This window comes from Neolewinella antarctica (assembly GCF_011927835.1).
In the GTDB taxonomy this organism is placed as follows: Bacteria; Bacteroidota; Bacteroidia; order Chitinophagales; family Saprospiraceae; genus Neolewinella; species Neolewinella antarctica.
This window is the reverse complement of the sequence record NZ_JAATJH010000002.1, coordinates 1,107,610-1,134,380: the sequence shown is the minus strand read 5'-3', so window position 1 is coordinate 1,134,380 and position 26,771 is coordinate 1,107,610. Positions and strand designations below refer to the sequence as shown.

Genomic DNA, 26,771 nt, shown 5'->3' with positions numbered 1-26,771 from the left:
TAGAAAGATCATTCTGCGTAAGGTCAAACACAGGGGGCAACACACCACGCAACGGCATAAAGGCCTCCGGGCGGGGCGCTGCGATCAATTTTCTAGCACGACTTCGTAGGTAGGGCTCATGCCCATCAGCGGTGGCATGCCCGGGTAGGCAAGTCCGAATTCTATTTTAGCCGGGCCGATGGGTAGGTTTGTGGGCAGTTTTAGGGGGCCTCGGTAGAGGTACGTTTGCTCCCCTTCCAACATACCCGGCACCCGCGGCTGCGCCACAAAATGTAGCGCCCTGGTGTTGTCCGAAGGATAAACCGTTGCGTAGATCGTCGGTGCCTGGGCGGTCGTAAAATCCACTGCCCGTACGCCCGTATTCAGCGGGAGGAACCCCGTGGCGGCAATGTTTACGTCCGTCCCGGTTGCCAGCGTATCGCTCAGCCCGGTCACCTCCAGCTTGATTCCCTTCAGCACCTGAAAATTCTTGACTCGCTTCAGCAACATGCTCCCCTTAGCAGTCCGGAATGGCTCCCCAGTTGGCACCCTCCAGTTGCTTTGCCCCATTACGAGTACTTCCCGCCCGTGAAAAAGCGAGTCGCCGTACCAAAGGTCGTACTGGTTGCGGCGGTAGTCGACGTTCGTCATCGTCCAGGCGGGCTGGCCGGTGTAGAAGTTGTAGAGGGACGAAAGGCGGTAGCTGTTCTCGACCATCACCGGCAGACCGTCCGCTTCGGCGGCCAGCCGCTCCGTCCAGGGCTGGTGATCGAAAGGCTTGTCGAATGGCAGCCACTCGCGCGGGGCGAGCAGAAGCAATCGCGCCACACAAAGGATACCGATGGTGACCACAGCCATCCGCCAAATCCCTTTCTCCCACTCCGGAAATCGGTCACGGGTAGCCCGGTAGGTCAGGTAGATGAGCGGGATGCTGACCAGCGCCGTCCAGTGTGCCTCGGCGTGGCCTTTGATCGTGAGACAAAGGAAAAAGCCGAGAAAACCGGCAACCAAGCAGCGGTTCGCAACGACAAAACGGTCGCTACGGCCGTTATCCTGCCAAAAGGTTTTCACGTAGTACCAGAACAAAAACGGGCTGAATATCCCTAACTGATTCAGCACGTACTCCACCGTAAACCGCAGCTCGTAAGCGTCGTTGCGCCCCTGCAAGTGGTAGCGGAAAGAAGGAAAGTCGTTTGTGTACTGCCAGTACAGATGCGGAAAGTACAGCGCCGCCCCACCCAGCGCCGCCACCCACGCCCCGGGCTGGCGAATAAGCCAGAACACGTGCGGCAGGACGGAGAAAAAGATCAGCATCACCCCGTGGTATTTGGAATAGAGCGCGCCGGCCATCGTCAGCCCCCAGATGGCGCCGTTGGCCAGGCTCGGCGCTTCCAGAAACCGGCGGTAGGCGAGCAAATAAAGTACGGTAAAGAGCAGCAAGGGGCCGTCGGGCGTAGCGATGAATCCGTAGACATTGAGCAGCGGCTGGGCGAAGGCGAGCCCGGCGGCCAACCAGAGTAATTTACCCCGCGGGCGTTCCAACAGGTACCACAGACCAACCATCGTCAGCCCCGCAGCCAGCACGTGGCCGAAGCGCAAACCGAGCGACCCCGGCAACCAGTCCTTCCCCAGCGAAATCAGCAGCGCGACGGCGGGCGGGTGGTCGTAGTACCCCCAATCGAGCTGGCTGGCGTACATCCAGTAGTAGGTCTCGTCCGGGTCCAGCGGCGACGCGGCGGCCTGCACGAAGTTGACGAGGAGCCAGGTAGCGAGAAACCAGTAGGGGGAGATCGATTTGGTGGGCATGGGGCTTTAAGCTACCGGTAGTAGATGGAATTTTAGGCGGTAGGAAGATTAGGCGGTAGGCAGGTAGGCGGTAGTACTTTACGAGACGCCTATCACGCAAGCCTACCGCCTACCCACTACCGCCTACAAGCCTACTTGGTCCGACTAACCAAACGCATCACCGACCGGTATTCGTCATCCGCTTCCCCGTCGTAATCGTAGTCGACCACGCCGGTGAGGACGAGGCGGTCGCCGGTAAGTTCGTGGGCGTAATAAAACGTTTTGTTGGGTTCGATGATGAGCAGGCTGTCGCCACTCTGCACTTTCCACAGGCCGTTCGTGACGTCGGCCACCTGGCCGCTGGTGAGGGTATGGGTACGCTTGTGTTTGCCATCCGCCATAAACTCAGTGCGGGCGGGGCGGACGCCAAACAGCCGGCCCCAATCGGCCTCACGGATAACTTGTTGGAAGCTGGTGTCGCGGTTTTCGTAGGTCCGGTAAATCACGTCGACCTCCACCGTTTCCCAGGTTCCGAGGAGGGTGGTGGAGATGTCGGACTCCGTTTTGGGCGCGGTCGCGGGTGCAGGGTCCGCTTCGCAGGAAGCCAGGAAGATGGGCAGGGCGAAAAGGAGGGATAGGTTGGAAAAACGCATGGGGGGCGAAGGTACGGTTTGGTCTTTGGTCTGAAGTCTTTGGTCTGGGGTCTATTCTCTTTACGCTTAATTCTCACAAGTCATTCCACTCTACTGAAAAACGCCGGCGGAATTGGCCATGGCTTGCCGAAATTTAGTCTCGTCGATACCCGTGGCCCCATAACCCAAGTAGGCAAGCAAATTTTCCGTAGCCATGTTACCCGTCAAGTCATCTTTGGCCATGGGGCAGCCACCGAACCCGCGGATCGCCCCGTCGAAGCGGCGGCAACCGGCGTTGGTGGCGGCGACTACTTTCTCTTCCCAGGTCGTGGGGGTCGTGTGCAGGTGCGCGCCGATCTCCAGGTCCGGATAACTGGGGATTAGGCTATTGAACAGGTAAGAAATGTTCGCGGGGCTGCTTACGCCAACGGTGTCGGAAAGCTGGAAGATGCGGATGTCGAGCGCGGATAGCTTACTGACCCACGCTTCGACGACTTCTACATTCCACGGGTCGCCGTAAGGGTTACCGAAGCCCATACTGATGTAGAGCACCATCTCCTTGCCGGCCGCAAGCGTCATGCCCTGAATTTCTTTCACCCGGTCGAGGCTCTCCTCCAGCGTCGCGTTGGTGTTCCGCTGCTGAAAGGTTTCGCTGATGCTGAAGGGGTAACCAAGGTAGTCGATTTCCGGGTGGGTTAGCGCGTCCTTGGCACCACGGATGTTGGCGACGATGGCGAGTAGTTTGGTGGCGGTGGCGGACAGGTCCAACTGGCCCAGTACTTCCGCCGTGTCCCGCATCTGGGGGATGGCTTTGGGGGAGACGAAGCTTCCGAAGTCGAGCGTGTCGAACCCACAGGCCAGCAGTTGCTGGATGTAGGCGGACTTCACTTTCGTAGGAATAAAGTCGTGCCGCCCCTGCATGGCATCCCGGGGGCACTCGATGATCTTGATGGTTGGTGTGGTGGTGGGCACGGTCGGTAAAGGCTAAAACAAGGTAAGAGAACGGTAAAATAGTGTAGTAAACCGTCAACACCACGTGGCCGGGCGTAGTTTTGCGGTTAAACCACTGAGCCATGCTTAAGAACGCTACTTCCATCCGCGTCATCGGATTTCTCCTGCTGATCATCGGCCTGTTCACGCTGTTCATCAATATGGTGGGGGTAGACTTGATCTTTCTCGACTGGCTGTACCGCTACAACGTGGCGCTCTCCTTCGCGGTCCGGCTGGGGATGGTGATTGTTGGCTTGGTGATGATTTACGTGGGGAGTACTAATTGGGAGCGGACGGAGGCTTGAGGGGTGGGTCTATGGTCTGCGGTCTGCATTACTGACAGGTATTTTTCTAGTTCTCTATTCCATCCACTGTTTTAGGTGGACGCTGTTGTATTCCTCCTTGGCGTTTGTAAGAGCGTAAGTACGGCAGCCAACTAGTTGGAACCGGCTGTAAAGCAACCTTATTAAAAGCTTCTTCGTCTTTGCCGGCATGAAACTTATTCTCCATGGTTCCTGCGTTTGCTTATTTATGCTGGTGGGTTCTTGCCGTCAGCCGACGTCTGCCGTCCCCATCTACACTCAGGACATCAACCATTACTGGGAAGCATACGATAAAATCATCGCTACCGACGATAGCTTGGCCAAGCGTGAGTACCTGCAAACACTTTTTTTGGACCGCGCTACGCCGGGCCTCGATAAGCTTCGCGAGGTTCGCAATTACACTGCGGAAGAATACTTGGCCAACATCGAAGCGTACCCCAAATTCTGGGCATCGATTCGGGAAAACACCTTGCGCGCGCCCGAGTTGGCCGACCGGATCGAGGCGGGCGTTCGGGACTTAAAACGACTATACCCCTGCCCAAAACCAGCCAGCATCTACTTCGGCGTCGGTGCCTTCCGGACGGGCGGCACCGCAGTGGATAGTTTTGTACTCATCGGGAGCGAATCCACACTCGCCGACAGTAATGTTGTGACAACGGAATTTCCGAAAGACGTACGGCCAGCCCGGGAAGCTTACTTCGCTACTAATCCGATTGACAATGCCTACACACTGTTCGTGCACGAATTCGTTCATACGCAGCAGGAGCCAATCCCCGACAACCTACCGGGCCGGTGCCTTTACGAAGGCGTAGCGGAGTTCGTTTCGTGTACGGCTACGGGAGCAGAACCCTACGCGTCCGTCCTGTTCGGCCAGGCACACGCCGATAGCGTATGGTCAGTGTTTGAGACGGAAATGTTCTCCGAAACCAATACCTCAAAATGGCTCTGGAGCAACGCACCCAACGTATTCGGGCAGCGCGATCTGGGATATTACGTAGGCTACGCCATTAGTCAGCGACATTACGAAAGAGCAGCGGACAAAAAAGTGGCCGTACGTGAGCTCATCGAAATGGATTATACGGATAGTGATGCGGTGGACGCCATCATTGACGGTAGTGGATTTCTATCCGAACCGATAGCTCAGTTGCGCGCGAATTACACGGCGGACCGACCCATCGTTACTAGTCTCGTGCGGGATAAAAATACCTTCACCGTGCAGTTTTCCGAACCGATGGACATCCGCTACCGCAACTTCAATTACGGGCCGGGTGGGGAAAGTACCTCGATCTGGATCGACTCGGTTGTCGGCTTTCAGGAGGATAAGCTTACGTTCACTTTTATCACCGAAGATCTCCCACCAGGCGTGTTACGCGAGGTATACCTGGGCCCTGGGTTTAGAGACGTCAGCGGAATTAGCTTACAACCTTACCTAATTCAGGTGGAATGATTGAGCGATACTCGGAAGTAGATTAGCAACAAGACCACACCCTTCAGGCAATATTACGAGGACCGCTCAAACAAATCCAAATCAATCACTTCAGCTTTCCGGCTCCCTCCCGATGCACCTCGGGTTGGTTTCCGGTACAAATAATCACCGTGCTCGGCTCCGTACCGCCCGGGCCACCATCAATGACGGCGTCGACGAGCTTACCGTAGCGATCGTAGATGTCGTGGGGGTCCGTGAAGTATTCTATGATGGTATCGTCCTCGTTCTTCACCGAGGCGGTGAGGATGGGGCGGCCCAGGCCACGGACCAGCGCGTCGACGATGTTGTTGTCGATCAGGCGGACACCGATTGTCTCCTTTCTGTTCTTCAGGATTTTGGGCGTCTTGTTGTTGGAGTTGAGAATGAAGGTGAAGGGGCCGGGGGTGTTGTGCTTCATGACCCGAAAGACGTCGTTGTTGATCGTCTTCGAATATTCGGTGATCTGGCTGATGTCCTGGCAAATAAAGCTGAATAGTGCCTTACTGGGGTCGAGGCCGCGAATTCGGGCGACGCGCTCCACGGCGTTCTTATTGGTGATGTCGCAACCGATGCCGTAAATGGTGTCGGTGGGGTAAATGATGACGCCGCCGTCTTCGAGAATGTCGACCATCTGCTGGATGAGGCGACCCTGGGGATTGTCGGCGTTGATGGATACAAGCATGGGCGCTGTGTTTTGGTGTGTGGGTTAAAAGAAAATGTTGCGGTAAGATCACACAATTATGCGAATCTCACCACGCGGACCAGGAATCCACGCAAAGGTATATTTCGCGTTGTTGCCCGACCGATCAGTAAGTTATCCATATTCCGCCCATGTTGGTAGAAAATACGGCACAATCGTGTTCCGGTGCGTGGCACCCACCTGACCAGAAACGACTCAGTGGATAAAAATCACGGACCATAATTTGCCGACCGCGAAGAAAACTCTGCATTACTACTTGTGTAGTATTACATTTGTAGTATATCTTCACCGCAAAGTAAACAACGTGGCTGATCATCCCAATCCTTCCGGTGCGCAATTAGAAATCCTCGACCTCCTCTGGCGGGAGCAACCAGCTACCGTGCAGCAGGTACATGACCGATTGCAGGACCGGCGCAAGGTCAGTTACAGCACCGTCCTGACGCAACTCCAGCGCATGAATAAATCCGGCCTCGTCACCAGAAACACGGACCAACGGACGCACACCTACGTCGCGGCCGTCCCCCGCGAAGCCATCGAGCAGTCGCTTTTCGGGAAGCTGGCCGACTCCGCCTTCGGTGGCAGCAAGATCAGCCTCGCCCTACGGGCGCTCGGTAACGAAACGCCCAGCGCCGCGGAGCTCGACGAACTGGAAGCCTGGATCAAACGCCAAAAACGCTAAGTCATGGACTGGACGACCTCCCTTCTCCCCCTCGCGACCGCTTTTGGTTTCGCCCTGCTACACACCCTCTGGATGGGTACGCTGCTGTACGCGCTGGTGCGCACGGTCGCGCCTTTTCTCCCTTCCGCGAACGCAAAATACTTCCTGGGCTACGCCGCGCTCTGGGCCCTGGCCGCTGGCTTTGGTTACGCGCTCTACGATGGCTATTACGTAGCGCCCGTTTGCGAAAATATTTTACTTGCCGCCCCGCCGACGGTATTTATTCCGACCGGTAATTTTTGGGCTACTGGTCCAGAAATCAGTGCGTGGTCGGACAGACTAGGTACCATAACTCCTTTCTTATCAATTATTTATCTTACCGGACTGATACCCGTTTGTTACCTCCTGTGGGTTAACCAACTTAAAATCAACGTACTCAAGCGTACTGGCCTCACGGACATTCCCACTGAATGGACGCAATCCGTACGGGAGCTACTTCACGATCACCCCGTCACCCGCCGGGTAACCATCCACCTGAGTGGAGTGGCGACGGAGGTGATGACGCTTGGTTTCTGGTCGCCGGTTATTGTGCTACCAGTAGCCTTGGCAGCGCAGTTAACGCCAGCCATGGCCCGTACGTTGCTACTCCACGAAATCGCCCACTTGCGCCACTACGATCACTTGCTCAATTACCCGCAGCAGATCCTTTGGGCCGTATTTTTCTACCACCCGGCGGTACACGCGCTCAGTCGGTTCATCGACCGGGAGCGGGAGCACCGCTGCGACGACTGGGTGGCGGAGTATTGCCCCGACCGACGCATTTACGCTTCCGCCCTGGTTGCGGCCGCTCAGTTTTCCATCACCCAAAACCCCTTAGCCATGAGTGCTACTAAAACGCCGTTCTCGTCCCGTATTCACCGGCTCCTTTCATCGGAGCAAGCCCCCGAAAATAGCCGTTTCGCGCTCTCGGCCTTGCTCGTTGTCCTACTGGGTGTGGGTCATTTTAGCTACGCAAATACTGATTTGGGCGCGGACGCCGGTGCCGTGGATTGTTTGCAAGAACAGGGTGATTTGGTGTTTACCCCGAATGCGGAACCGGATCAACTACTTTCTCCCATTACGATACAAACCCTAACTCCGTCCCCACAAACGGCCCCCGGTAACGACCACACGCCCCCCGCTCCTTCCCCAAAAAACCTGGCACCCGCGACGCGCCAGCTAGTCCCGCACTTAGTCGGGGCGACCGCGCCCCTGATCCACGATACCATCCCGCCGGGTAACCTCAAGATCAAAAGCGACAATCGTTCTGCCCGGGACATCCCCACCGTGGGTAGCGACGCTCAGGCAACCCGAGCACCCGGAAAAGAAAAGCGGAATGTGTTCGTTATCAACGACGGCGTTGGCGATTACGAAGTGACCGAAAAATCAGTTATCCGCCTGGACGGAAAAATCGTCGACGGGGCAAGGTTTGACGATCTGGAGCTAACGAATGTAAGAAAAATCAGCGTGGTTAATGACGCCGAAAAATTGGCGGAAATGGGCTTCGCAGGTCACGACGGACTCGTCGAAATAACCACGAACCAGGCGACCGGCGTGGCCAAAGACGCACAACCCGTGCAGTGGCCGACGGGACTAGCCCCGGTACCCAAGGTGAAGATGACCGGCAAAATTGCCTATTTCATCGAGGACGTCCTGGTCCACTCCATCCCCAGTGACGGAAACCCGAATAATGACGACCCGATTAACGAACTAAACCCCGAGCACATCGAGGCGATCAGCGTAATCAAAGGAGCAGAACCGTTGAGCAAACTAGACCTAAGTGACTACGAAGGAGCGATATTCGTCACGCTGAAAAAGAGATACGCCCGCAAGTTTCTCAAAGAGAAACACCGGGAGCGGTAGAACCGAGAGGTAGCCGTAGCTCGGGGATAACGCTTCTATCGACCAGCCAGCCTTTGTCCGGCACCGTACCTTCGCCGCCATGCGCATAGCCTTCCTCGATAAAGCCGCCCATCCCTACCTGAAAAACGCCCTCACGCTGGAGGGCCACACGGTGGACGAGCTCGACCACCTGACCCGCCCGGACGTCCTCCAGGCCCTCCAACTCTACGACGGGCTGATGATTCGCAGCCGTTTGGACATCGACCGCGAACTTATCGACGCCTGCCCGGCCCACTTCCGCTTCGTCGCCCGCTGGGGCGTGGGGACGGACCACATCGACCTTAAATACGCGGAGGAACGGAGCATCAAAGTATTCAACAGCCCGGAGGGAAGTAAGCACACCGTTGCGGAGCATACGCTCGGGATGATGCTGATGCTGCTCAACCATTTGGGCCGGGCGGACCGGCAGGTGCGCGGCGGTGAGTGGGTCCGGCGGGGCAACATTGGCACCGAGCTCGGCCACCTCACCGTGGGCCTCATCGGTTACGGAAATATGGGCCAGGAGACGGCCAAGCGTTTGTCCGGTTTCGGCTGCCGGGTGCTGGCGCACGATAAATTTCGTAAAAACTACGGGGACGAATACGCCGAGGAAATAACGCTGAATCAATTGCAAAAAGAAGCTGACGTAGTATCCCTCCACATCTTTTTGGAGGGCAACCACCACTACGCGAACGCCGCCTGGTTTAATGCCTTCGCCAAACCGATCTACCTGATCAATACCGCCCGGGGGCAGCTCGTGAATACGGAAGACCTGGTTGCCGCGATGGAAGCCGACCGGGTGCTGAGTGCCGCGCTGGACGTCCACGAATACGAAGAGCAAAGCTTCGTCCACCTCGCACCCAACGAGCTACCGGAACCGTTTCAGTACCTCCGCCGGAGTGAGCGGACCGTGCTAACGCCGCACATCGCCGGGTGGAGCGCCGAGGCGGAGGAGGGGCACGCGCACGCTTTGTTCGCTAAGATTGAGGCGGCTTTTCGGGGGAGGTAGGAGGGGAGGGGAGGAAAGAAGTAAGAGGAAAGAGTGAAGATGCGCGACTGGCATTGTGGATTTTGAGCTGATTATAGCCCGAATAATACACGGTCGTGTCATACCTCCTCTTTTACCCTCCTCAACTTCCTCTGGTGCACGAAGTACTGCGCAGCAAATCCGTCGGAAGCAATACCTTTGCCGCCTAATGGCTCGTACCTACAAAATAAAAGAATCCTTTTACACCCTCCAGGGCGAAGGCGCCCAAGCCGGCCGCGCCGCCGTGTTCCTGCGCTTTGCGGGTTGCAACCTCTGGAGTGGCAGGGAAGAGGACCGGAGTGGTGCCGTTTGCCAGTTTTGTGATACGGACTTTATTGGTACGGACGGACAAAACGGAGGGCGCTATACCTTGCAGGAATGCGCTGACCTAGTCGCGAGCTTATGGCCGGGTGGGGGTACGCCTTACGTCGTGTGCACCGGTGGCGAACCGCTGCTACAACTGGACGAGCCGCTCATCCAGGCGCTGCACGATCGTGGTTTCGAGGTGGCCGTGGAAACGAACGGGACGGTTGTTGTTCCGGAGAGTATTGATTGGGTCTGCGTCAGCCCGAAAGCCAACGCAAAATTAGTGGTGACCGTGGGCGACGAACTGAAGCTCGTTTATCCGCAACCGGAATGGGGAGCCCAGCCGCCGGCTTTTACGGATTTGGGTTTTACCCACTTCTTCCTCCAACCTAAGGACGAACCCGGCACCGATAACACTCCGGCGGTGGTTGGTTACTGCATGGCGCATCCGCAGTGGCGAATTAGCCTTCAAACGCACAAGATGATGGGGATCGACTGACGTGGCGCCTAAGCAACCTACTTGATCGTGACGGTATAATTGACGCCGGGGAGGATGGGGAAAGCGGATAACGTGACTACTTCCAGCGAAACTACCTCGGTTACTAGACCCGTCTGGGGGTCGATGCCCTGCGACCAGGAGTTGCCGAATTCGAGCGTGTACGGGTTGGGGCGGTTGTAAGCATTGTACAACGAAAATGTCAACTCGTGGTGACGATTCGCCCGCCGCTTACCCCGCCACTGTTTCGATGCACTGACGTTCAGAATGTTGAAGGCGGGCAGTCGGGCGTCGTTGTAGTCACCCCAAACCTGGAAAAAGGCCGTACTGGCCAGCGGCAGCGTAAAGCGGTGGCCCGACTGATAGATAAAAGCGGTGTTGAGCCGCCACTTCTTCCCAATAGCAAGCGAGGTAGTAATACCTAGATCGTGCTGCCGGTCGAAGGTAAAAGGAAACCACCGGCCTTCGTTCACCTCGTCGTACCGCCGGTCCGATCTGCTCAGGGTGTAGGCGATGCTGTAATCAAATTTCTCACCGGTTCGTTTGAGGTAAATCTCGAGCCCCCGGACTTCTCCCTCACCGTCCCCCACTACGTTTTGCGGAAACCGTTCGACGAAATCGGCGTCCCGTTCCTGACCGGGGTTGAGCCGTACCAACTGGTCGAGCCGTTTGTGAAAAGCTTCGACCGACCACTGGAGCGATCCGTGCAGGCCACCAACACCCACCGCGGCCTGCCGGGAGCGCTCGGCCGGGAACTGGTCGTTGGCTAACAAATAGAGCTCATTGGGGTACAGAGAAATGCTCGGAGTGAGCTGGTGTACGTACTGAAAGTGATGATCGTAGGAGGCATTCAAGTAAAAGCCCTCGTAGAAATTGTAGGACAGGCGAAGGCGCGGCTCCACGTTGCGGGGCAGGGCGAGGCCGAGGCCGCTAACGCGCAGCCCCATCATCAACTGTAAGCGATCCCGTAATAGCTTCACGTCAGCCGAAGCGTACAGGGCAACTTCGAGGGAGTCCTGACCGATCGTGCGGTCGAATGTTTGCGTCAGCTCTCCCGTAGTGAACTTATCTTCGATGGCCGTCCGGAAAGAATGCCCGGCGGTGTAGAGCCCGGCGTAGACGTCCAGGTGGCGGTTAAAGCCGTAGGCGTATTCGGTGGTTGCCACGACGTCGTTCAGCGAACTGCTCAGTTCCCGCTGGGCGATGGTTACTTCGCGATCGGACCGGTCGTCGGGTTTCACCCAGCGGTCGAATTGGTAGGAGTAGTTGAGGTACTGTAACGAGTTCGACCACACGCCACCGCCGGGTGAGCGGTACTGGTGTTTCAGGGTAAAGGATCGGTTTCCCCAGGCAAAATCGTCGGCTGACAAATTAAAATTACGGTCGTTCTGCGTCAACCCGTTGTCCCCACTGATGAATGCGGAGGCCGTAACGACGTGGCGTCCGAGGTCGCGGCGGTATTTACCGACGAAGTCGTACAGGCTGATGGATTCGTGGGAGCCACTTTCCAGTTTTTCGTAGCTCCCGCTGTTAGCGAGATTATTGATGATCGACGGGTAGGAGTAGCGACCGGTCACCAGGAAGGAGCCCTGCTTATCTTTCCCCACCGGACCTTCCAGCGCCGCCTGCATGGTTCCAAAACCGATACCGAACGTTTTCACCAACTTGTCCCGGCGTCCTTCCCGCAACGTGATGTCGACCACCCCGCTCAGCCGGCCGCCGTACCTGGCGGGGACGCCGCCTTTGTAAACCGTTACCGTTTTCGTACCCAGGGTAGGCACCGCCGAGAGGATGCCACCGATGTGGTTCACGTTATAAATGCGGTTACCGTCAATCAGTAGATCCGTCTGGTTAGGATTACCGCCGCGGATGTTGATGGCTGCGCTGCCTTCACTACCGCTGCTGATGCCGGGCAGGAGCGCGAGACTCTTTAGGGGGTCCGCCTCGCCGAACAACACCGGCGTACGTTTCAGTTCGGCGACCGACGGGGTGAGAACGCCCGCGGTGGGGCCGAACGTCGAGCCGGGCACGGTTACTTCGACCGTGGGCAGCAGGGAAGAAGCCGCCAGGGAAAACACGGTGGGTTGGGTACCAGCGGCGGGCACCAGCGCGAAATTGCCCATTCGGTACCCCACGTAGGTGATCCTGAAGGAATCCGTGGAGCCGGGTTCGGGGAGTTGCAGCTTGAAGTACCCCGCTTCGTCCGCGGTTGCGCCTATTTTGCCGTCGTGGCTCTGGACGTTGGCGAAGGGCAGGCTTTCCTGCGTAAGGCTGTCGCGGACTACTCCCGTTAAGGTGGTTTGTGCCGATAAACTGGAGAGAGAAATAAATCCACCCACTAAAAGCACGATACCCAACCGGATAGAAATAGGATTAACACTGATTTTGTACTGAAAGCTAAACACCCGGCCAGTTCGATTAATCATAAAATATTATTGAATAAAAACAGTTAATCACGCCCGGACGCTGCTCTCGTTCTTGCGATAAATAGGATTCGACTCTTGACGAAAATAATTGTGCACGCTTCGGGAGCGGTTAAACTGATTCATCGACACCTTCTTACGCAAAATGTCTACTCCATAAATTCACTGAGGCGTTTCTGTAAAGCATAAGTGAAAACCGTCCCGCTACCGAAGGTCGAACAAACCATGGTGGCGCTCAATAATCGTAAAAATGCCGTATCCGCCAATCATGTTCGTCGGCACAGTGGTGGGGGAGGTGGCGTAGAGTCCGGATAGGCTCTGTAAATCCTGAGCTGCTACGATGTCGGAAAAGTTAGTGAATTGTTCCGGCACTCGAATCACAATAATGGAAGCATCGTGACCAAAATTTGAGGAGTTTATCCTATATTTGCTAGGGTCAATAAATGTCTGCCAGTCCGTTGAAATAGGGTTAAGAAGAAGCTGGCTCCTACCATACGGAAAATCATGGTGATAGATGCTCGTGTCCCGATCAAATTTAAACGGCAAACCAGCTACATCAGGTGATGAATTTCGGAAAGAAGCAGCAACATAAATTTCATCGTCTATGCTACCACTATTATAGTATTTGATTGATAAAGTATCAATAATGCTAAACGAATCTCCTAAAAAGTTAGGTGGTAAATACCGGATAACAGCTTCAACTTCGACATTGCTCAGGGCATTAGTTGCTACTACAGCGTCACTTCGTACCACGGGATAATTAGGCGCGTCGATCACTAAGTGATACCTGGCCCCTTCTTCGACAACTACTATTTCGTCACTCAAATATACTGAACTCGTATATCCACCAAATCTCCACCTTTTCGCATCATACGCTGGGTAATTATGCAAGGTGGTCAACAAACTATCGTTCTTAAATAACCTCACCTTCGCGTCGGGAACTCGGTACTCCAATTCCAGGCTAGCGGGCGTGAGCGATTTACTGATTCTGACTTCCGCCAGGGTGCTGTCCATTAAGAATGCGATGACACCTAACTTTGGTTCGATGGATGTTTCGGGAAGATCGAATTCGCCTTCTACGCAGGAGAGCAGACTCGACAATAATAGCAGACTGATTAGTATTTTCATGTTAGCAAAAATTACGAGCGGTTAAGCTAATTCATTAATACCTTCTTAAGTAAACTAGCTGCACATAAATTCATCGAAGCGTATCCACACAGGACAAGTGAAAACCATTCGGCTACCGAAGATCGAACAAACCATGGTGGCGCTCAATAATCGTAAAAATGCCGTATCCCCCAATCATGTTTGTCGGCACGGTGGTGGGGGAAGTGGCGTAGAGTCCGGATAAACTTTGCAAGTCTTGAGCTACTACGATATTGGAAAAGTTAGTGTATGCCTCCGGCACCCGTATTATACTCAAGGAGGTTGGAGAACCGAGCAGACCAAATGGATTGGGGTTTTTTCGACTAGTGGGGTCTATAAATGTCTGCCAGCCCATTGAAAGAGGATCAAGGCGAAGGTATTCTTCTCCGTATACAAAATCATGGTGGTACACACTCGTATCTCGATCATATTTGATCGGCAAACCAAATACATCAGGTGAATTATTCTGGTATGTTGTTGTGACATAAATTTCACCCGTCATGTCACCAACGTTAGTATATTTAATCGACATCTTATCAATAATTTTACGTGATTTCCCGGAAAAATCGGGTTCCGTAAAACTGAATGTAGCTTCTAATTTAACGTCGCGCAGGGTAGTGATTGCAACCACGGCCTCACTACGTACCGTCGGATAACTAGGCGCATCGATCACCAAATGATAGTTAGCTCCTTCTTCAACAATTATTATTTCATCGCTCAAGTATACCGAACTCCGGTATCCACCAAATCTCCAGGATTTAGCGTCGTAGGCCGGGTAATTTTGTAAATTGGTCAGTAAACTATCGTTTTTGAACAATTTCACTTCAGCATCCGGAACCCGGTACGCTAATTCCAAACTGGCGGGCGTGAGCGACTTACTGATTCTGACTTCCGCCAGGGTGCTATCCATCAAAAATGCCATGACGCCTAACTTTGGTTCGATTGATGTTTCAGGTAGGTCGAATTCACCTTCTACACATGAGAAAAGGCTTGCCAGTGATAACAGGTAAATCAAAATCTTCATGTAGGTTATAATTGCAACTAGCCTCCCACTATTCCAAGAGGAAACAGCGAGAGGCTAGTTTAAGTGTCTAGAAAGAACTAACTATGGACTAGTTTCCATGACTAACAATAACTACTTGACTTACAAGATATTGTCCGCGTACGCACGGCATCTTCTAGCTTAAGTAAATGTAGTAGTGTTGTTTTATTTCACTATCGGCATCCGACATCAGTCTGCATTCCACGCCAACCGGTTTGGTCCCATTCGGCACGAACTTGGCCCCTAAAGATATCGTATCGTAAATCGTCTAGAATGAAGGAGCCCCCCTGATAATTACGGAATTGCTCACGGGTGTACACACCGCTATCAATTATCAAACCCGCCAGTTTGACAATTCCTAACTCCCTGTTAAATGATGAGAGATCAGCAGGTCCACTCTGTCCCTCAACGAAAGAAATATTGTCAACATCACCTGAACCCTGTGGAGCGAATGCCCCGATGGGACGACGTAACATGTCGAAGTTGACAAGGCTTCTTACGCGCACATTCGCTAAGATATAACGTCTTCTGGGCCAATTATACCTTGTATTTTTGGCGTAAACTTCCGTGAAATAGCTTATCTCTTGTGCACCTTGCCTGTCCCTTACTTGCATGAGATTAACGGTAAGACCTCCACGTAATACGCGTGTATTAATTTCTTTCTCAGCTTCCAGATAATAACCGGTATGAGAGTCCACGGTCCTTAGGTAGGGGCATTGGACTAAGCTCTCCGCTGGTGCCTTCTCTATATCGCTCATGTCGAAAGTACGACCATCGTAATAGTCAACAAAAATACCAGCGCTAGAATCAGTAGTAAGGGTAGTTGTAGCCCGTGCCAGTAGCGATTGATCACCGGACACTACCTGCACGTGGTGGTTTTTACTGACTTTGTGTAGTCCTTGCCCGATGAAAAATTCGCCATCGCTGTTCACGAGAAAGCTGTTGATTAAAGAGTAGGAATTGACATCAAAAAAGTCATCTCCACCTTTGCGGTCTTTTTCTACGTGAACGTAAGAGGGGATGGTGATATCCACCGCTGGCTTCTCATCCGGCAAATCTTCTAACCACTGGTCATAAGTGAAAAACATGCTCTGAAAACCTTTGGCCTTAGTCCAGAGGCGAAGTTCTTCCTCATCGGCATTAGTAACGGCTACCTTAGCTTTACTAAATTCCATCAGGTCCGGAAAACTAGGGATACCATCCACTACCGTAAAGTCGATTTCACTCAAATCAACCGTCGGGATGTCTAACGAAATGACTTCCGTAGGTTGTTGAAAGGCAGCTTCGGGCTGGAGTACGTCCTGGTCCTCACAGGAGAAGAACACGGAGCAGAGAAGGAGTGCGGCGAAGGCTATTCTCCGCGTGGGGGGGGGTAAACATTAGAAAGGATTTTAGATAAAATGAGAGATGCTTAGCAGCTAAATTTATTCACCACAAACGGGCCTATTTGGAGTAGCTAGCAACAGCTATTAAGCAAAGGTATACTGGATGTATGGTATAAATATATATTGATAAAGTCAATGTCAAGTACACATCGACCCCCGATTAAATACGTTAACACTTTTTTAACGTTTACCAGTTGACTGAAATTAAGTACTAACTACCTTTCGTCGTCGATCTTATAAACGCTCATTCAACTACTTTACACAGTGTAACACGTAATTAGTGGTACCTAATTATCACTACTTAGTTCCCCAGCCACCAACCCAACCAAAAGCCCCCCAGCCCCCCGCACCGCCCGCCCCACCGTAACCCCCGGCAAATCCACCAAAGCCAGCACCCGCGCCACCCCCGCCGGCAACTCCGCCTGCCCCAACTCATTCACCCCCGCCACCGCCCAAACGGGCACGCCAAGCTCCAGCCCCAGTCGCCCCACCCCAGCGACCACCTTCCCGGAAAGCGTCTGCCGGTCGACCTTCCCTTCGCCGGTAATCACCAAGTCTGCTTCTTGCATAAGACCGCGCAGGTTCACCGCGTCCATTAGCCAGTCCGAACCGGAAATCAGTTCTGCGCCGAGAAAAACAGCGGCGCCGTAGCCAAGCCCACCCGCCGCGCCGGCCCCCGGTAATTCTTGTGTGTCCTGTGATGATACTCCTTCCAGCACCGCGTCCAGATGACTAAGGTTGTTTTCCAGCACGGGCAATTCTTCAACCGTAGCCCCCTTTTGTACCGCATAGACATACGTAGCGCCATTCGGCCCAAGCAAAGGATTCCGCACGTCACAAATCGCCCGGACGGTTGCCTTCTTTAAAACCTCCCCTACCCCCGAAGCATCAACCTTGGTGACGTAACCCAAAGAGTCTCCACTAGGCACGAAGTCATTCCCCCGGTCACTAAAGAACTGGTAACCCAGTGCGGCGGCCATGCCCACGCCCCCGTCATTGGTCGCGCTTCCCCCCAGAAACAGATTGATCTCCTTCGCCCCCCGCGCCAACGCGTCTTCAATCAATTGCCCCACGCCGATCGTTGTGGTGAATCCCGGGTCGCGCCGGTGCGGCGGTACCAACTGCAAGCCACAGGCGCTGGCGGATTCGATGTAAGCCACGCCGTCTCCCATCAAATAAGTTGCCATCACCGGGCGGCGTAACGGGCCGGTTACTTCCAGCCGGTGTTCTTGTAATGCAAATAAGTCCCGGACGATGCTCAACGACCCTTCCCCACCATCCGCCAGTGGCTGGCTAATAATTTGCGCCGTGGGGTCAGCTTGCAAAATACCCAATCGAATGCTGTCGATCACCTCCCGCGCGGTTAGCGATCCTTTAAATTTATCCGGACAAATGAGTACGCGCACAATACCTACATTTTCATCGTAAACCAATGACCGGTTAAAGCTCCCTTACCCAGATATTCCGATAAGAAACCTCGTTACTGTGGTCCTGCAGACTGATCACATCATCCCCGTGCGCCGTGTATTTATGCAAGCCGATGTACTCGGTCACGCCTTTGATCTCCCAGTGATTTTGTATGAGAACGCCGTTGTGCAGCACCGTAATGGTAGCCGGGCGGATGAGCATTCCGTCCGCATTAAAGTGGGGCTTCATGAATACAATATTGTAAGTATTCCAGTCACCCATCTTGCTAGTCACGTTGACGAGCGGTGGGCTTTCCTTGTAAATACTCCCGGCCTGGCCGTTCGTGTAAGTCTCGCCGCCGTTGCTTTCCAGGATTTGTACTTCGTAGCGGTCCATTAGAAAAACGCCGGAGTTACCCCGGTTCTGCCCTTCCTTGTCGGGCTCGTTCGGGCTCCGCCATTCTAGGTGTAGTTGGACGTCACCAAAGGTGCGGCGGGTTTTGATGTCTCCGGTGCCGGCTTTTACGGTCATGACACCGTCCGCGACGGTCCAAGCTACGGGGGAGCTATCTTTTTTCGCAACCCATGCACTCAAATCCCCTTCGAGACCGAGTAGCACAATGGCGTCACTCGGCGGAGTGCCAATGCTTTCGCCGGATTCCACTTTCGGGGGGACGGGGGTATAAAACTCCGTTGCTTTCGGATCGGTAATCTGTGCATCGAGGCCAAAAGCCAGTAAAACACAGAGGCTTAAGTAAATAAATTTCATGGATCGACTTTTACATTGTGGGAGCAAGATAGAAACAATGCACTGCCTGCGGCCAGTAATTTGGCGCAGTCGCGGGTGCAAATTAAGTTGGTCAAAAAGCGGGGATAATTGGATCTACTTCCGGACGAGGGCTTATTCTGCTTCTGGCACAAAGTCATCGAACTTCCACCATTCCGACTTACACTTTTCTACCAAATCAAGATCGAACCGTTGCCCCACCATCGGGCTGATGACAACATTCTTATCATCGGCCGCCACGATTCTCTCCGCCGGCTCCGACCAGGAATGGTCACTCAGGCTAAAAGCGCCCCAGTGAATCGGTAACAAGCTTACCCCCCCAAGGTCCGCGTGCGCCCGCAATGCCTCTTCGGGAAGCATGTGAACGTTTTTCCACCGGTCGTGGTACTGTCCGCAATCGAGCATGGTGACGTCGAATGGGCCGAGTCTTTTTCCAATTTCCTTGAAGTGCCTGCCGTAACCACTATCGCCTCCAAAGAATAGGTGATGATCCAGAGAGGTCCGAATGGCGAAGCCACCCCAAAGCGACTTATTTCGCGTCCCCGTCGCCCGGCCGCTGAAGTGGCGGGCCGGCGTGAGGGTAAAATCACAGCCGGCTAGTTCAGCAGACTCCCACCAATCCAGTTCCGTAATTTCTTCGGCGGGGACACCCCATTCGCGCAGGTGAGCGCCGACGCCAATTGGCACCAAATAGTGCTTGACCCGGTCCTTGAGCGCGAGAAAAGTATCGTAGTCTAAATGATCGTAATGATCGTGAGAATAGACAACCAAATCGACATCCCCAATTTCACTGACGGGGTGATAATCTTTGTAAGGAAAACGGTGGCCCAGGAAGGGCACCGGAGCAACCCACTCACCGAGCATCGGATCGAGCAACAAGGTTTTCCCCGCCGTCTCTAACCGCAACGCGGAATGGCCGAACCAGGTGAGGTAGTCCTTCGTGGGGTCCACCATGGAATTGGTGTTGGCGACCGCGATCGGAAGAGGTTTCGAAGGTTGCGTATTCGTTGCCTTCAGATAACCATACAGATCGCCCAACAAACTACTAAAATCTTCTTTGATCGGTGTCTTGTCTAGGTTCCGGTACGAGCCCATTTTCCACGCCACCGACCTTTTCTTTCTCCCCCGTTTCATGGCACCCGCGCCCGCGCCAAATTGTGGGTCATTACGCACCTTTCGCGCGATGTACCCCACCGGCAACAAGGCCAGACCCAACAACCAGTGTGGTTTCATGATGACATGCTTGCGCGCGATACCGAAGGGCAAATTGGTGCGGTGGTTTCGCTAACGTAAACTTACAACCAAGCGAAGGAAGTCGGCGTCGGTACTTTCGGGACCGTACGGTAGTGCGTCAGCTCTCCACTGGGGTCGATCTTGAAAATACCCACCGAGCTGGACGCCGTGTTGGCCGTGAACAGCCAGTCGCCGTCGGGCGAAAGGATTACGTCCCGCGGTTGGTCACCACCGCTGGGGTCGCTGTGCCGGAACCGCACGACGGCCGACCGCTCGTCGATGCGCAGGGCGTGCACGACGCTGAAATTCCGGTCGGTCGTGTAGACCATCTTACCGTTTTTACTGATGCGGATGGCCGCGCCCCACGCCTCGTCCAGCACCCGTTCGGGCAGGGCATTGGCCGTGTGCGTGATGCGGGGCCGGTCGCCGGATAAAGTGAGGAGCCGCACCCTACCCTCCCGCTCTCCGTTGACGACGGCGTACTGCCCGGTGGGGTGCAGCGCAACGTGGCGCGGGCCCTGTTTGTCCGGAAATTCAAGGTCTAGTTCCGCCGCGTGCGTAAAGGAACCGTCGTCTTCCCGGCGCAGGACCCGTAGCCGGTCCGACCCCAGGTCCGCTACCAGGATTTGTGCCGGCAGGGGTTGGAACACGGAGCAGTGCGCGTGCGCTTCCCGGCCATTATCCGCCGCGAACGTGAACGTCTGGCTCACCGTACCCAACGCGCCTTCCACATCGAGCGGCAGAATCATGACCTGCCCGCTCGTGTAGCACGACACGACGAGGTTGCGGCCCGCGAAGGCAAGATGACACGGATCGTCCCCGGCCAACGGCACTTGTCCTATTTCCCGGAACGACAGTTTATCCTCTTTCTTCCGACTGACCTTAAAGGCCACCACCGCCGCGCCCTCCGCGGCGGAATGTTCGTTGACGGCATAGATGATTTGCCGCGACTGGTCGGTCAGTACGTAACTAGGATTCGACGTTTTGACGAAGCCGAGAAACTTCAGGCCCGCCTCCCCGGGCAGCCAGTCATAAACAGAAATACCCCGGGCTTTGCCCGGGGTATTCTCGTCCACTCGTTGGGTGTATCCACCAACTATAAGCATATTCTTGAGCTTTTGCACCCCAATGGGCTGCGGTAAGCACAATGATAAGCATTTGGTTTAGTAAAGATCCTCCGACCCAAACATGTCCGACAAGATATCCTTGAAGCTAAGACCGTTCTGGATAGATTCCTTGTTAAGGATTTCCGTTTCGGCCAGGCCGTGCAGCACGAGTTCCATGTAGAGATAAGTCTCTGCTTCGGAAAGATCGCGCTCGATGGTTCCGGTGACGAACTTCCTGAGGCCGGCCACGCCGTTGAGCGCGTCGTGATAATCCGCGTTGGAGCCGTCGATCATCAATTCGGCCACGTTGCCGCCGCTGAAGTAGGCGCGGATAATACCGTAGGGATCGCTGGTACCACGTCCGTCGGCGGTAGCGGCGTTGGGGTCGGGGAAGAATTCGAGGAAGGTATCCTTGATGACCTTACCGAGCAAATTCATGGCTACCCCGTAGGCGCCTTCCTGTTCGCCTTCGTAGACGAGCTCGACCTTGCCGGTGATGGCGGGGACGACACCCCAGAAGTCGGTGATGCGAGCGTCGGTTTCAGTATCGCTCGCGAGCAGGGCACGGCGTTCGGCGGTGGAGATCATATTTTCCAGCGCGGTGATGCTCATCCGGGCGGAGACGCCGGACTTCTCGTCGACGTACTCGCTGTCGCGGGCGGCAAAGGCGATGCGTTCGAGCATGGTTTGCAGCAAATCGTCTACGGCAACCATGTCGGCCTGTTCTTTTACCTGACCGGCTTCCTGCTTGGTGATGGCCTTGGCCGTCTCGATCGTCTTGGGGTAGTGGGTCAGGATCTGGCTCTGAATCCGGTCCTTCAGCGGCGTAATGATGCTGCCGCGGTTGGTGTAGTCTTCGGGGTTGGCCGTAAAGATGAACTGAATGTCGAGCGGCAGCCGGAGCTTAAAGCCCCGGATCTGGATGTCGCCTTCTTGGAGGATATTGAACAAGGATACCTGAATACGCGCCTGGAGGTCGGGCAGCTCGTTGATCACGAAGATGCCGCGATGGGCGCGGGGCACGAGACCGAAGTGGATCACGCGCTCGTCGGCGTAAGTCAGCTTCTGGGTGGCGGCTTTGATGGGGTCGACGTCGCCGATGAGGTCGGCCACGCTTACGTCGGGGGTAGCGAGCTTTTCTACGTAGCGGGAGTCGCGGTGGACCCACTCGATGGGGGTATCGTCGCCGTGCTCGGCAATCAGGTCGACGGCGTAACGGCTGATGGGCGCGAGGGGGTCGTCGTTTAGTTCACTTCCCTTAACGATGGGCATGTATTCATCCAGTAGCGTCACGAGCAGGCGGGCGATTCGAGTCTTCGCCTGGCCCCGCAAACCCAGTAAGAGAATGCTGTGGCGGCTCAGCACGGCGCGCTGTACGTCCGGCAGCACGGTATCGTCGAAGCCAATGATGCCGGGAAAAACTTCTTCTTTATTCTTGAGCTTGGTGATCAGGTTCTCGCGGAGTTCTTGTTTTACGCTGCGCGATTTATAGTCCGTCGCCTTGAGTGCGCCGAGGGTGGTCGGGTGATTAGCCATAGATTCTTTTGGGGATTGAATAGGGTAAACGGCGGCGGGGGTAGTTGGTTGTGTCGGCCTGTTTTTCGGGGGGCGCGGTCGCGGGATGCAAAGTTTGTTGGCCGTGAAAGCTGGGGGGAATGGTCCACCGAATACGCCATATTTCCCTGGCCATCTCCTGATTTACCCGGCACCTGCGACCGCGCCCGATCCACTTCTCCCGATCGAGCAAATCGGCGAACACCCCAGAAGCAAGTTTATTTACGATGCCTAAACTAAAATTAACGCACCAAATGCCGCCAAAGAGACTATATTTACCGGCGAATGCGCTACTTCTCAGAACCAATTGCCGCATTTTACACTTATCTTTATATTACAAAGCCTTAAACCGCCTCCGCCATGGTAACTACCCCAACCCAAAGCCCCGCACAGGAGCAACAAGAAATGATCCGTCAGAGTGCCCGCGACTTCGCCGAAGCACACATTCTCCCCGACTTCATGAAGTGGGACGAGGAAGAATCCTTCCCCCGCGAACTCTTTACGCTGATGGGTGAATATGGCTTCATGGGCGTGCTCGTCCCCGAAGAATACGGCGGCACCGGCCTCGGTTACGCCGAGTACATCACGATTATCGACGAGATCGCCCGCGTTTGTGGTTCCATCGGCCTGAGCGTCGCGGCGCACAACTCACTCTGCACCAACCATATTCTGATGTTCGGTACTGAAGCACAGAAGCAGAAGTACCTCCCAGCCCTCGCCAGTGGCGAACACCTCGGCGCCTGGGGATTAACTGAGCCCAACACCGGCTCCGACGCCGGCCGGATGCGTACCGTTGCCGAAAAGCAGCCCGACGGCAGCTACATCCTCAACGGTGCCAAAAACTTCATTACCCACGGCATCAGTGGTGAGGTAGCCGTTGTCATCGTCCGGACGGGCGAACTGTTGGACAGCCACGGCATGACGGCCTTCGTCGTCGAACGGACCGACAAGGGTTTCCGCGGTGGCAAAAAAGAGATGAAACTCGGTATGCGCGCCAGCGAGACGGCCGAACTGATCTTTGAAGATTGCCACCTCCCCGCCGACCGGATTCTGGGCGAAGTAGGTGAAGGTTTCATCCAGTCCATGAAGATTCTCGACGGTGGCCGCATCAGCATCGCCGCACTATCCGTCGGTATCGCCCGCGGTGCCTTCAACGCTGCCCTCGCTTACTCTAAGGAGCGTGAGCAGTTCGGCAAGGCCATCAGCAAGTTCCAGGCAATCGCCTTCAAACTCGCCGAAATGGCGACCGAGATCGAAGCGGCCGAGTTACTGACGCGCGAGGCGGGTCGACTCAAAGACGCTCATCTTCCCGTAACGAAGCTTTCCGCCATGGCCAAGCTCCACGCAAGTGAAACGGCTTGTAAGGTCGCCAACGAAGGCGTGCAAATTTTCGGTGGCTACGGCTTCACGCGCGAGTACCCCGCCGAGAAGTTTTACCGGGACTGTAAGTTGCTCACCATCGGTGAGGGCACTTCCGAAATTCAGAAGCTCGTCATCAGCCGCGGCCTGTTGAAAGGCTAATCCTTTTTTCACGGAAGACTGCGTAAGCTTCGTACGCAAATAAGATTCTTTTGGCCAGATTGCGCTCCAGCGAGCACAATCTGGCCTTTCCGTATGTGGTCCCGCTTCAATTGCGGCTATCTTGCGGCCGATGACATTATTTCGGTATATCCCCCTGTTGTTTCGGCTGCTACGCGTCCCCAACTTACTGGTCGTAGCCCTGACGCAGTACCTCGTGTGCTACCACATTATCCAGCCCGCTTTACTCGCTGCCGGCATCACGCCGGACTTACACATCACTAAGTTCTTTGAGCTCACTTTGGCAACGGTCATCATCACCGCCTCCGGCTACGTGATCAACGACATTCAGGACCAGTTTATCGACGACATTAACCGCCCGGATACTAACCCCGTTCAGGAGTTGGGCGTTGGCCTGGTGCAGTGGATTTACGGGGCGTTGATTCTCGGTGGCTTTCTGGTCAGCCAACTCCTGGCTTTTCGTTTGGGGGAGCGCGATTTGCTTTGGATCTACCCCGTCGCGGTGGGCATCTTAGCGATTTACAGCGTCTACTTTAAGATGCAGCCGCTGTTGGGTAATCTCCTCGTGGGCTTGTACTGCGCCGGCGTACCGGGAATCATTTTGCTGGCCGAGCGGGTGCCGCTGCGCGAGCTTTCCAGGGTAAACAGTGCTGTTTTTTGGGAGAGCCTCAGTGTGTGTTTTCTGTTCATGGTTTTCGCCTTCCTGGCGACCCTGTTGCGAGAATTGGTGAAAGATCTCGAAGACTATAAAGGTGACGTTGCGGTGGGGCGCAAGACCATTCCCGTCCTGTGGGGCGTGGCGTCGGGCCGGAAGATCGCGGTGATGCTGGGTATTTTGGTGACGCTGGCGATTCTGTTGCCGGCCATGCTGGGCTGGGCGGCTTTTTTGCGGCCGGCACTTTTGGTGTCCGTCGGGGTGCTGGCGCTGGCGCTCATGGTGATCGTCTACCAGGTTCTGCGGGCGCGTAATCCGACGGACTACCACCGCATCAGCACGCAACTCAAATTGCTCCTGCTGGGCGGGTTAATGCTGCTCATATTCTTTTAAAATATACCCACTATGCCGGTCTTCATTCACCCCACCGCCGTTGTCGATGAGGGCGCTCGCATTGGGGACGGCACCAAGATCTGGCATTTTTGTCACCTGTCTTCCGGTTCCCAGTTGGGGGCAAAGTGCAACTTGGGTCAAAACGTTTACGTAGCGAGCGGCGTCGTGCTCGGTCGAAATTGCAAAGTGCAGAACAACGTCAGCCTCTACACGGGCGTCACCTGCGCCGACGATGTATTCATTGGTCCTTCGGCGGTTTTCACCAACGTTAAAAATCCGCGTGCGGCGGTCAACCGGCGGGGAGAATATGCAGCCACTAAGCTGGAACGTGGTGTCACCATCGGGGCCAACGCGGTCATCGTTTGTGGCGTCACGCTGGCGGCTTACGCGATGGTCGGGGCGGGGTCGGTCGTCACGAAGGACGTTGCGGCTTACTCGCTGGTCGTCGGCAATCCGGCGCGGCACGTCGGCTGGGTCAGCAAGGCGGGCGTTCGGCTAGATTTTGACGCGGAAGGGCGGGCGTTTTGCGCGGACGCGGGTGTGGGGTATTTTTTGGATGAGCGGGGATGTTGGGAGGAAGGGTAGGCAGTAGGCAGTAGGCGGTAGGCGGTAGGTTTGAGATGATTCTCATATCGCAACTACCCGTATGTCTACCGACTACCGCCTAATTTCCTACCGCCTACATTCCTATCTTCGCCCGTCCAAAAAAGCTACGTTTATCGACACGCTACCTAAAGTAAAATTCCTCGTAGTCGGCCTCGGCCACATCGGTCGCCGCCACGCCGCGTTGATCGTCGCCCACCCCGGTGCGCGGTTGGCCGGTATCGTTGATCCGCTCGCAAAGGATGAGTTGCGGTGGGACGATAACTTACCGGCGGACACGCTGTATTTCACCGATTTGAAATTCGCTCTGCAGCAGACTGACCGATTCGACGTAGCCTGTATCTGCACGCCCAACGGTCTGCATGCTGATCAGACGATCGCGGCGCTGGAAGCTGGCCTGGACGTCGTTATCGAAAAGCCACTGGCTACCGACTCCGCTTCCGCCGAACGTATTAAAGTAACAGCCGAAAAAGTGGGTTGCCGGGTTTTTGGCGTGATGCAGAATCGGTACAGCCCCGCTTCCGCCTGGTTAAAGGCGTGCTTAGTGGAGAAGCGTTTGGGGCGCGTTTTGCAGGTCCACCTGGACTGCTTTTGGAACCGGGACCACCGGTACTATACCATTGCTCCTCCCCCAGCGGACCCCGCACCCGCTCCCGTGCCCAGCGCACTCCTTCCCGACCAAAATTTACCCCACCCCTGGCACGGAAATGAACGGCTCGACGGCGGCGTGCTTTACACTCAATTCGCACACTTTATTGACCTGCTGTGCTGGGGGTTCGGAGAACCGACCATCCACCACGCCCGCTTCGCGAATCAAAACCACCGGGATTTTCACGCCTTTCCGGATAGCGGCTCCGTCCAATTTTCGCTACCCAATGAAGTGATGGGCAGTCTCAACTTCAGCACCGCCGTTTGGGACCAAAACTTTGAGTCGACCCTCACCGTCATCGCGACCGAAGGGACCATCAAACTGGGCGGTCAGTACATGAACGAGGTCCGCTATTGCCACGCTAAAAACATCGCGTTTCCCGACCTGCCGGCCAGCGCACCCGGTAACGATTACGGGGGTTATACCGGTTCGGCGGCCAACCATCACTTCGTGATCGATAACGTCGTTGACGTGCGGAACGACCGCGCGGAAATCGCCACGCCGGTCGAGGAAGGCGTGATGGTCGTACGGGTGATCGAGGCGATTTATAAATCCGGTAGCGAGTAGGT

23 protein-coding genes are annotated in these 26,771 nt (G+C 55.2%); 10 read left to right on the top strand and 13 right to left on the bottom strand.

Annotated features, from left to right (window positions below; genetic code table 11):
* Positions 1–84: 84 nt before the first annotated feature.
* From GGR27_RS09750 to GGR27_RS09740, 3 genes are all read right to left on the bottom strand, one after another.
* Positions 85–1,785 carry an ArnT family glycosyltransferase gene (locus GGR27_RS09750; protein WP_168037223.1) on the bottom strand — a complete coding sequence of 567 codons (1,701 nt, stop codon included), beginning with the start codon at positions 1,783–1,785 and terminating at the stop codon, positions 85–87.
* A gap of 131 nt (positions 1,786–1,916) precedes the next feature.
* Positions 1,917–2,417, bottom strand: a complete 501-nt coding sequence (locus GGR27_RS09745) for a hypothetical protein (RefSeq protein ID WP_168037222.1) — start codon at positions 2,415–2,417, stop codon at positions 1,917–1,919.
* A gap of 90 nt (positions 2,418–2,507) precedes the next feature.
* Complete coding sequence (locus GGR27_RS09740) at positions 2,508–3,317, bottom strand: beta/alpha barrel domain-containing protein (RefSeq protein WP_168037302.1); 810 nt, start codon at positions 3,315–3,317, stop codon at positions 2,508–2,510.
* A 152-nt stretch (positions 3,318–3,469) separates the two neighbouring features.
* Here GGR27_RS09740 and GGR27_RS09735 point away from each other — a divergent pair, with 152 nt between their 5' ends.
* Together GGR27_RS09735 and GGR27_RS09730 are read left to right on the top strand one after the other, a co-directional pair.
* Entirely contained in the window at positions 3,470–3,691 is a 222-nt protein-coding gene (locus GGR27_RS09735; RefSeq protein WP_168037221.1) for a hypothetical protein, read from the top strand.
* Positions 3,692–3,878: 187 nt separating this feature from the next.
* Positions 3,879–5,156: a hypothetical protein gene (locus GGR27_RS09730; protein WP_168037220.1), complete on the top strand. Its 1,278-nt coding sequence runs from the start codon at positions 3,879–3,881 to the stop codon at positions 5,154–5,156.
* Positions 5,157–5,241: 85 nt separating this feature from the next.
* Here the strand turns inward: GGR27_RS09730 and GGR27_RS09725 are convergent, their stop codons facing one another.
* Positions 5,242–5,856: an L-threonylcarbamoyladenylate synthase gene (locus GGR27_RS09725; RefSeq protein ID WP_168037219.1), complete on the bottom strand. Its 615-nt coding sequence runs from the start codon at positions 5,854–5,856 to the stop codon at positions 5,242–5,244.
* Between the two features lie 322 nt (positions 5,857–6,178).
* Here GGR27_RS09725 and GGR27_RS09720 point away from each other — a divergent pair, with 322 nt between their 5' ends.
* The 4 genes from GGR27_RS09720 (at position 6,179) to queE (ending at position 10,284) form a co-directional block, all read left to right on the top strand.
* Complete coding sequence (locus GGR27_RS09720) at positions 6,179–6,553, top strand: BlaI/MecI/CopY family transcriptional regulator (protein ID WP_168037218.1); 375 nt, start codon at positions 6,179–6,181, stop codon at positions 6,551–6,553.
* A gap of 3 nt (positions 6,554–6,556) precedes the next feature.
* On the top strand, positions 6,557–8,434 hold the full coding sequence (locus GGR27_RS09715; protein ID WP_168037217.1) for a M56 family metallopeptidase: 1,878 nt from the start codon (positions 6,557–6,559) through the stop codon (positions 8,432–8,434).
* A 79-nt stretch (positions 8,435–8,513) separates the two neighbouring features.
* Entirely contained in the window at positions 8,514–9,461 is a 948-nt protein-coding gene (locus GGR27_RS09710; protein WP_168037216.1) for an NAD(P)-dependent oxidoreductase, read from the top strand.
* A 187-nt stretch (positions 9,462–9,648) separates the two neighbouring features.
* Positions 9,649–10,284 carry a 7-carboxy-7-deazaguanine synthase gene (queE, locus tag GGR27_RS09705; protein ID WP_168037215.1) on the top strand — a complete coding sequence of 212 codons (636 nt, stop codon included), beginning with the start codon at positions 9,649–9,651 and terminating at the stop codon, positions 10,282–10,284.
* A gap of 17 nt (positions 10,285–10,301) precedes the next feature.
* On the opposite strand, the gene GGR27_RS09700 is transcribed toward queE, so the two are convergent.
* The 9 genes from GGR27_RS09700 to GGR27_RS09660 form a co-directional block, all read right to left on the bottom strand.
* Complete coding sequence (locus tag GGR27_RS09700) at positions 10,302–12,707, bottom strand: TonB-dependent receptor (RefSeq protein ID WP_168037214.1); 2,406 nt, start codon at positions 12,705–12,707, stop codon at positions 10,302–10,304.
* 201 nt (positions 12,708–12,908) lie between these two features.
* Positions 12,909–13,832, bottom strand: coding sequence for a DUF4249 family protein (locus GGR27_RS09695; protein WP_168037213.1), 924 nt, complete (start codon positions 13,830–13,832; stop codon positions 12,909–12,911).
* A gap of 112 nt (positions 13,833–13,944) precedes the next feature.
* Positions 13,945–14,874, bottom strand: coding sequence for a DUF4249 family protein (locus GGR27_RS09690; RefSeq protein WP_168037212.1), 930 nt, complete (start codon positions 14,872–14,874; stop codon positions 13,945–13,947).
* Positions 14,875–15,065: 191 nt separating this feature from the next.
* Positions 15,066–16,217 carry a hypothetical protein gene (locus GGR27_RS09685; RefSeq protein ID WP_168037211.1) on the bottom strand — a complete coding sequence of 384 codons (1,152 nt, stop codon included), beginning with the start codon at positions 16,215–16,217 and terminating at the stop codon, positions 15,066–15,068.
* 347 nt (positions 16,218–16,564) lie between these two features.
* Positions 16,565–17,683 (bottom strand): glycerate kinase, encoded by a 1,119-nt coding sequence (locus tag GGR27_RS09680; protein WP_168037210.1) that lies wholly within the window; start codon positions 17,681–17,683, stop codon positions 16,565–16,567.
* 34 nt (positions 17,684–17,717) lie between these two features.
* Positions 17,718–18,452, bottom strand: a complete 735-nt coding sequence (locus GGR27_RS09675; RefSeq protein ID WP_168037209.1) for a 3-keto-disaccharide hydrolase — start codon at positions 18,450–18,452, stop codon at positions 17,718–17,720.
* Between the two features lie 132 nt (positions 18,453–18,584).
* Positions 18,585–19,703: an MBL fold metallo-hydrolase gene (locus tag GGR27_RS09670; protein ID WP_168037208.1), complete on the bottom strand. Its 1,119-nt coding sequence runs from the start codon at positions 19,701–19,703 to the stop codon at positions 18,585–18,587.
* A 62-nt stretch (positions 19,704–19,765) separates the two neighbouring features.
* On the bottom strand, positions 19,766–20,809 hold the full coding sequence (locus tag GGR27_RS09665) for a lactonase family protein (RefSeq protein ID WP_245184510.1): 1,044 nt from the start codon (positions 20,807–20,809) through the stop codon (positions 19,766–19,768).
* Positions 20,810–20,866: 57 nt separating this feature from the next.
* On the bottom strand, positions 20,867–22,345 hold the full coding sequence (locus GGR27_RS09660) for a sigma 54-interacting transcriptional regulator (RefSeq protein WP_168037206.1): 1,479 nt from the start codon (positions 22,343–22,345) through the stop codon (positions 20,867–20,869).
* Between the two features lie 378 nt (positions 22,346–22,723).
* Between GGR27_RS09660 and GGR27_RS09655 the strand changes: the two genes are divergently transcribed.
* From GGR27_RS09655 to GGR27_RS09640, 4 genes are all read left to right on the top strand, one after another.
* Positions 22,724–23,884 carry an acyl-CoA dehydrogenase family protein gene (locus GGR27_RS09655; protein WP_168037205.1) on the top strand — a complete coding sequence of 387 codons (1,161 nt, stop codon included), beginning with the start codon at positions 22,724–22,726 and terminating at the stop codon, positions 23,882–23,884.
* Positions 23,885–24,014: 130 nt separating this feature from the next.
* Complete coding sequence (locus GGR27_RS09650) at positions 24,015–24,950, top strand: UbiA family prenyltransferase (protein ID WP_168037204.1); 936 nt, start codon at positions 24,015–24,017, stop codon at positions 24,948–24,950.
* 12 nt (positions 24,951–24,962) lie between these two features.
* A complete protein-coding gene (locus GGR27_RS09645) occupies positions 24,963–25,535 on the top strand; it encodes an acyltransferase (protein WP_168037203.1) in 573 nt (190 codons plus the stop codon).
* 61 nt (positions 25,536–25,596) lie between these two features.
* Complete coding sequence (locus tag GGR27_RS09640; protein ID WP_168037202.1) at positions 25,597–26,769, top strand: Gfo/Idh/MocA family protein; 1,173 nt, start codon at positions 25,597–25,599, stop codon at positions 26,767–26,769.
* Positions 26,770–26,771: the final 2 nt, after the last annotated feature.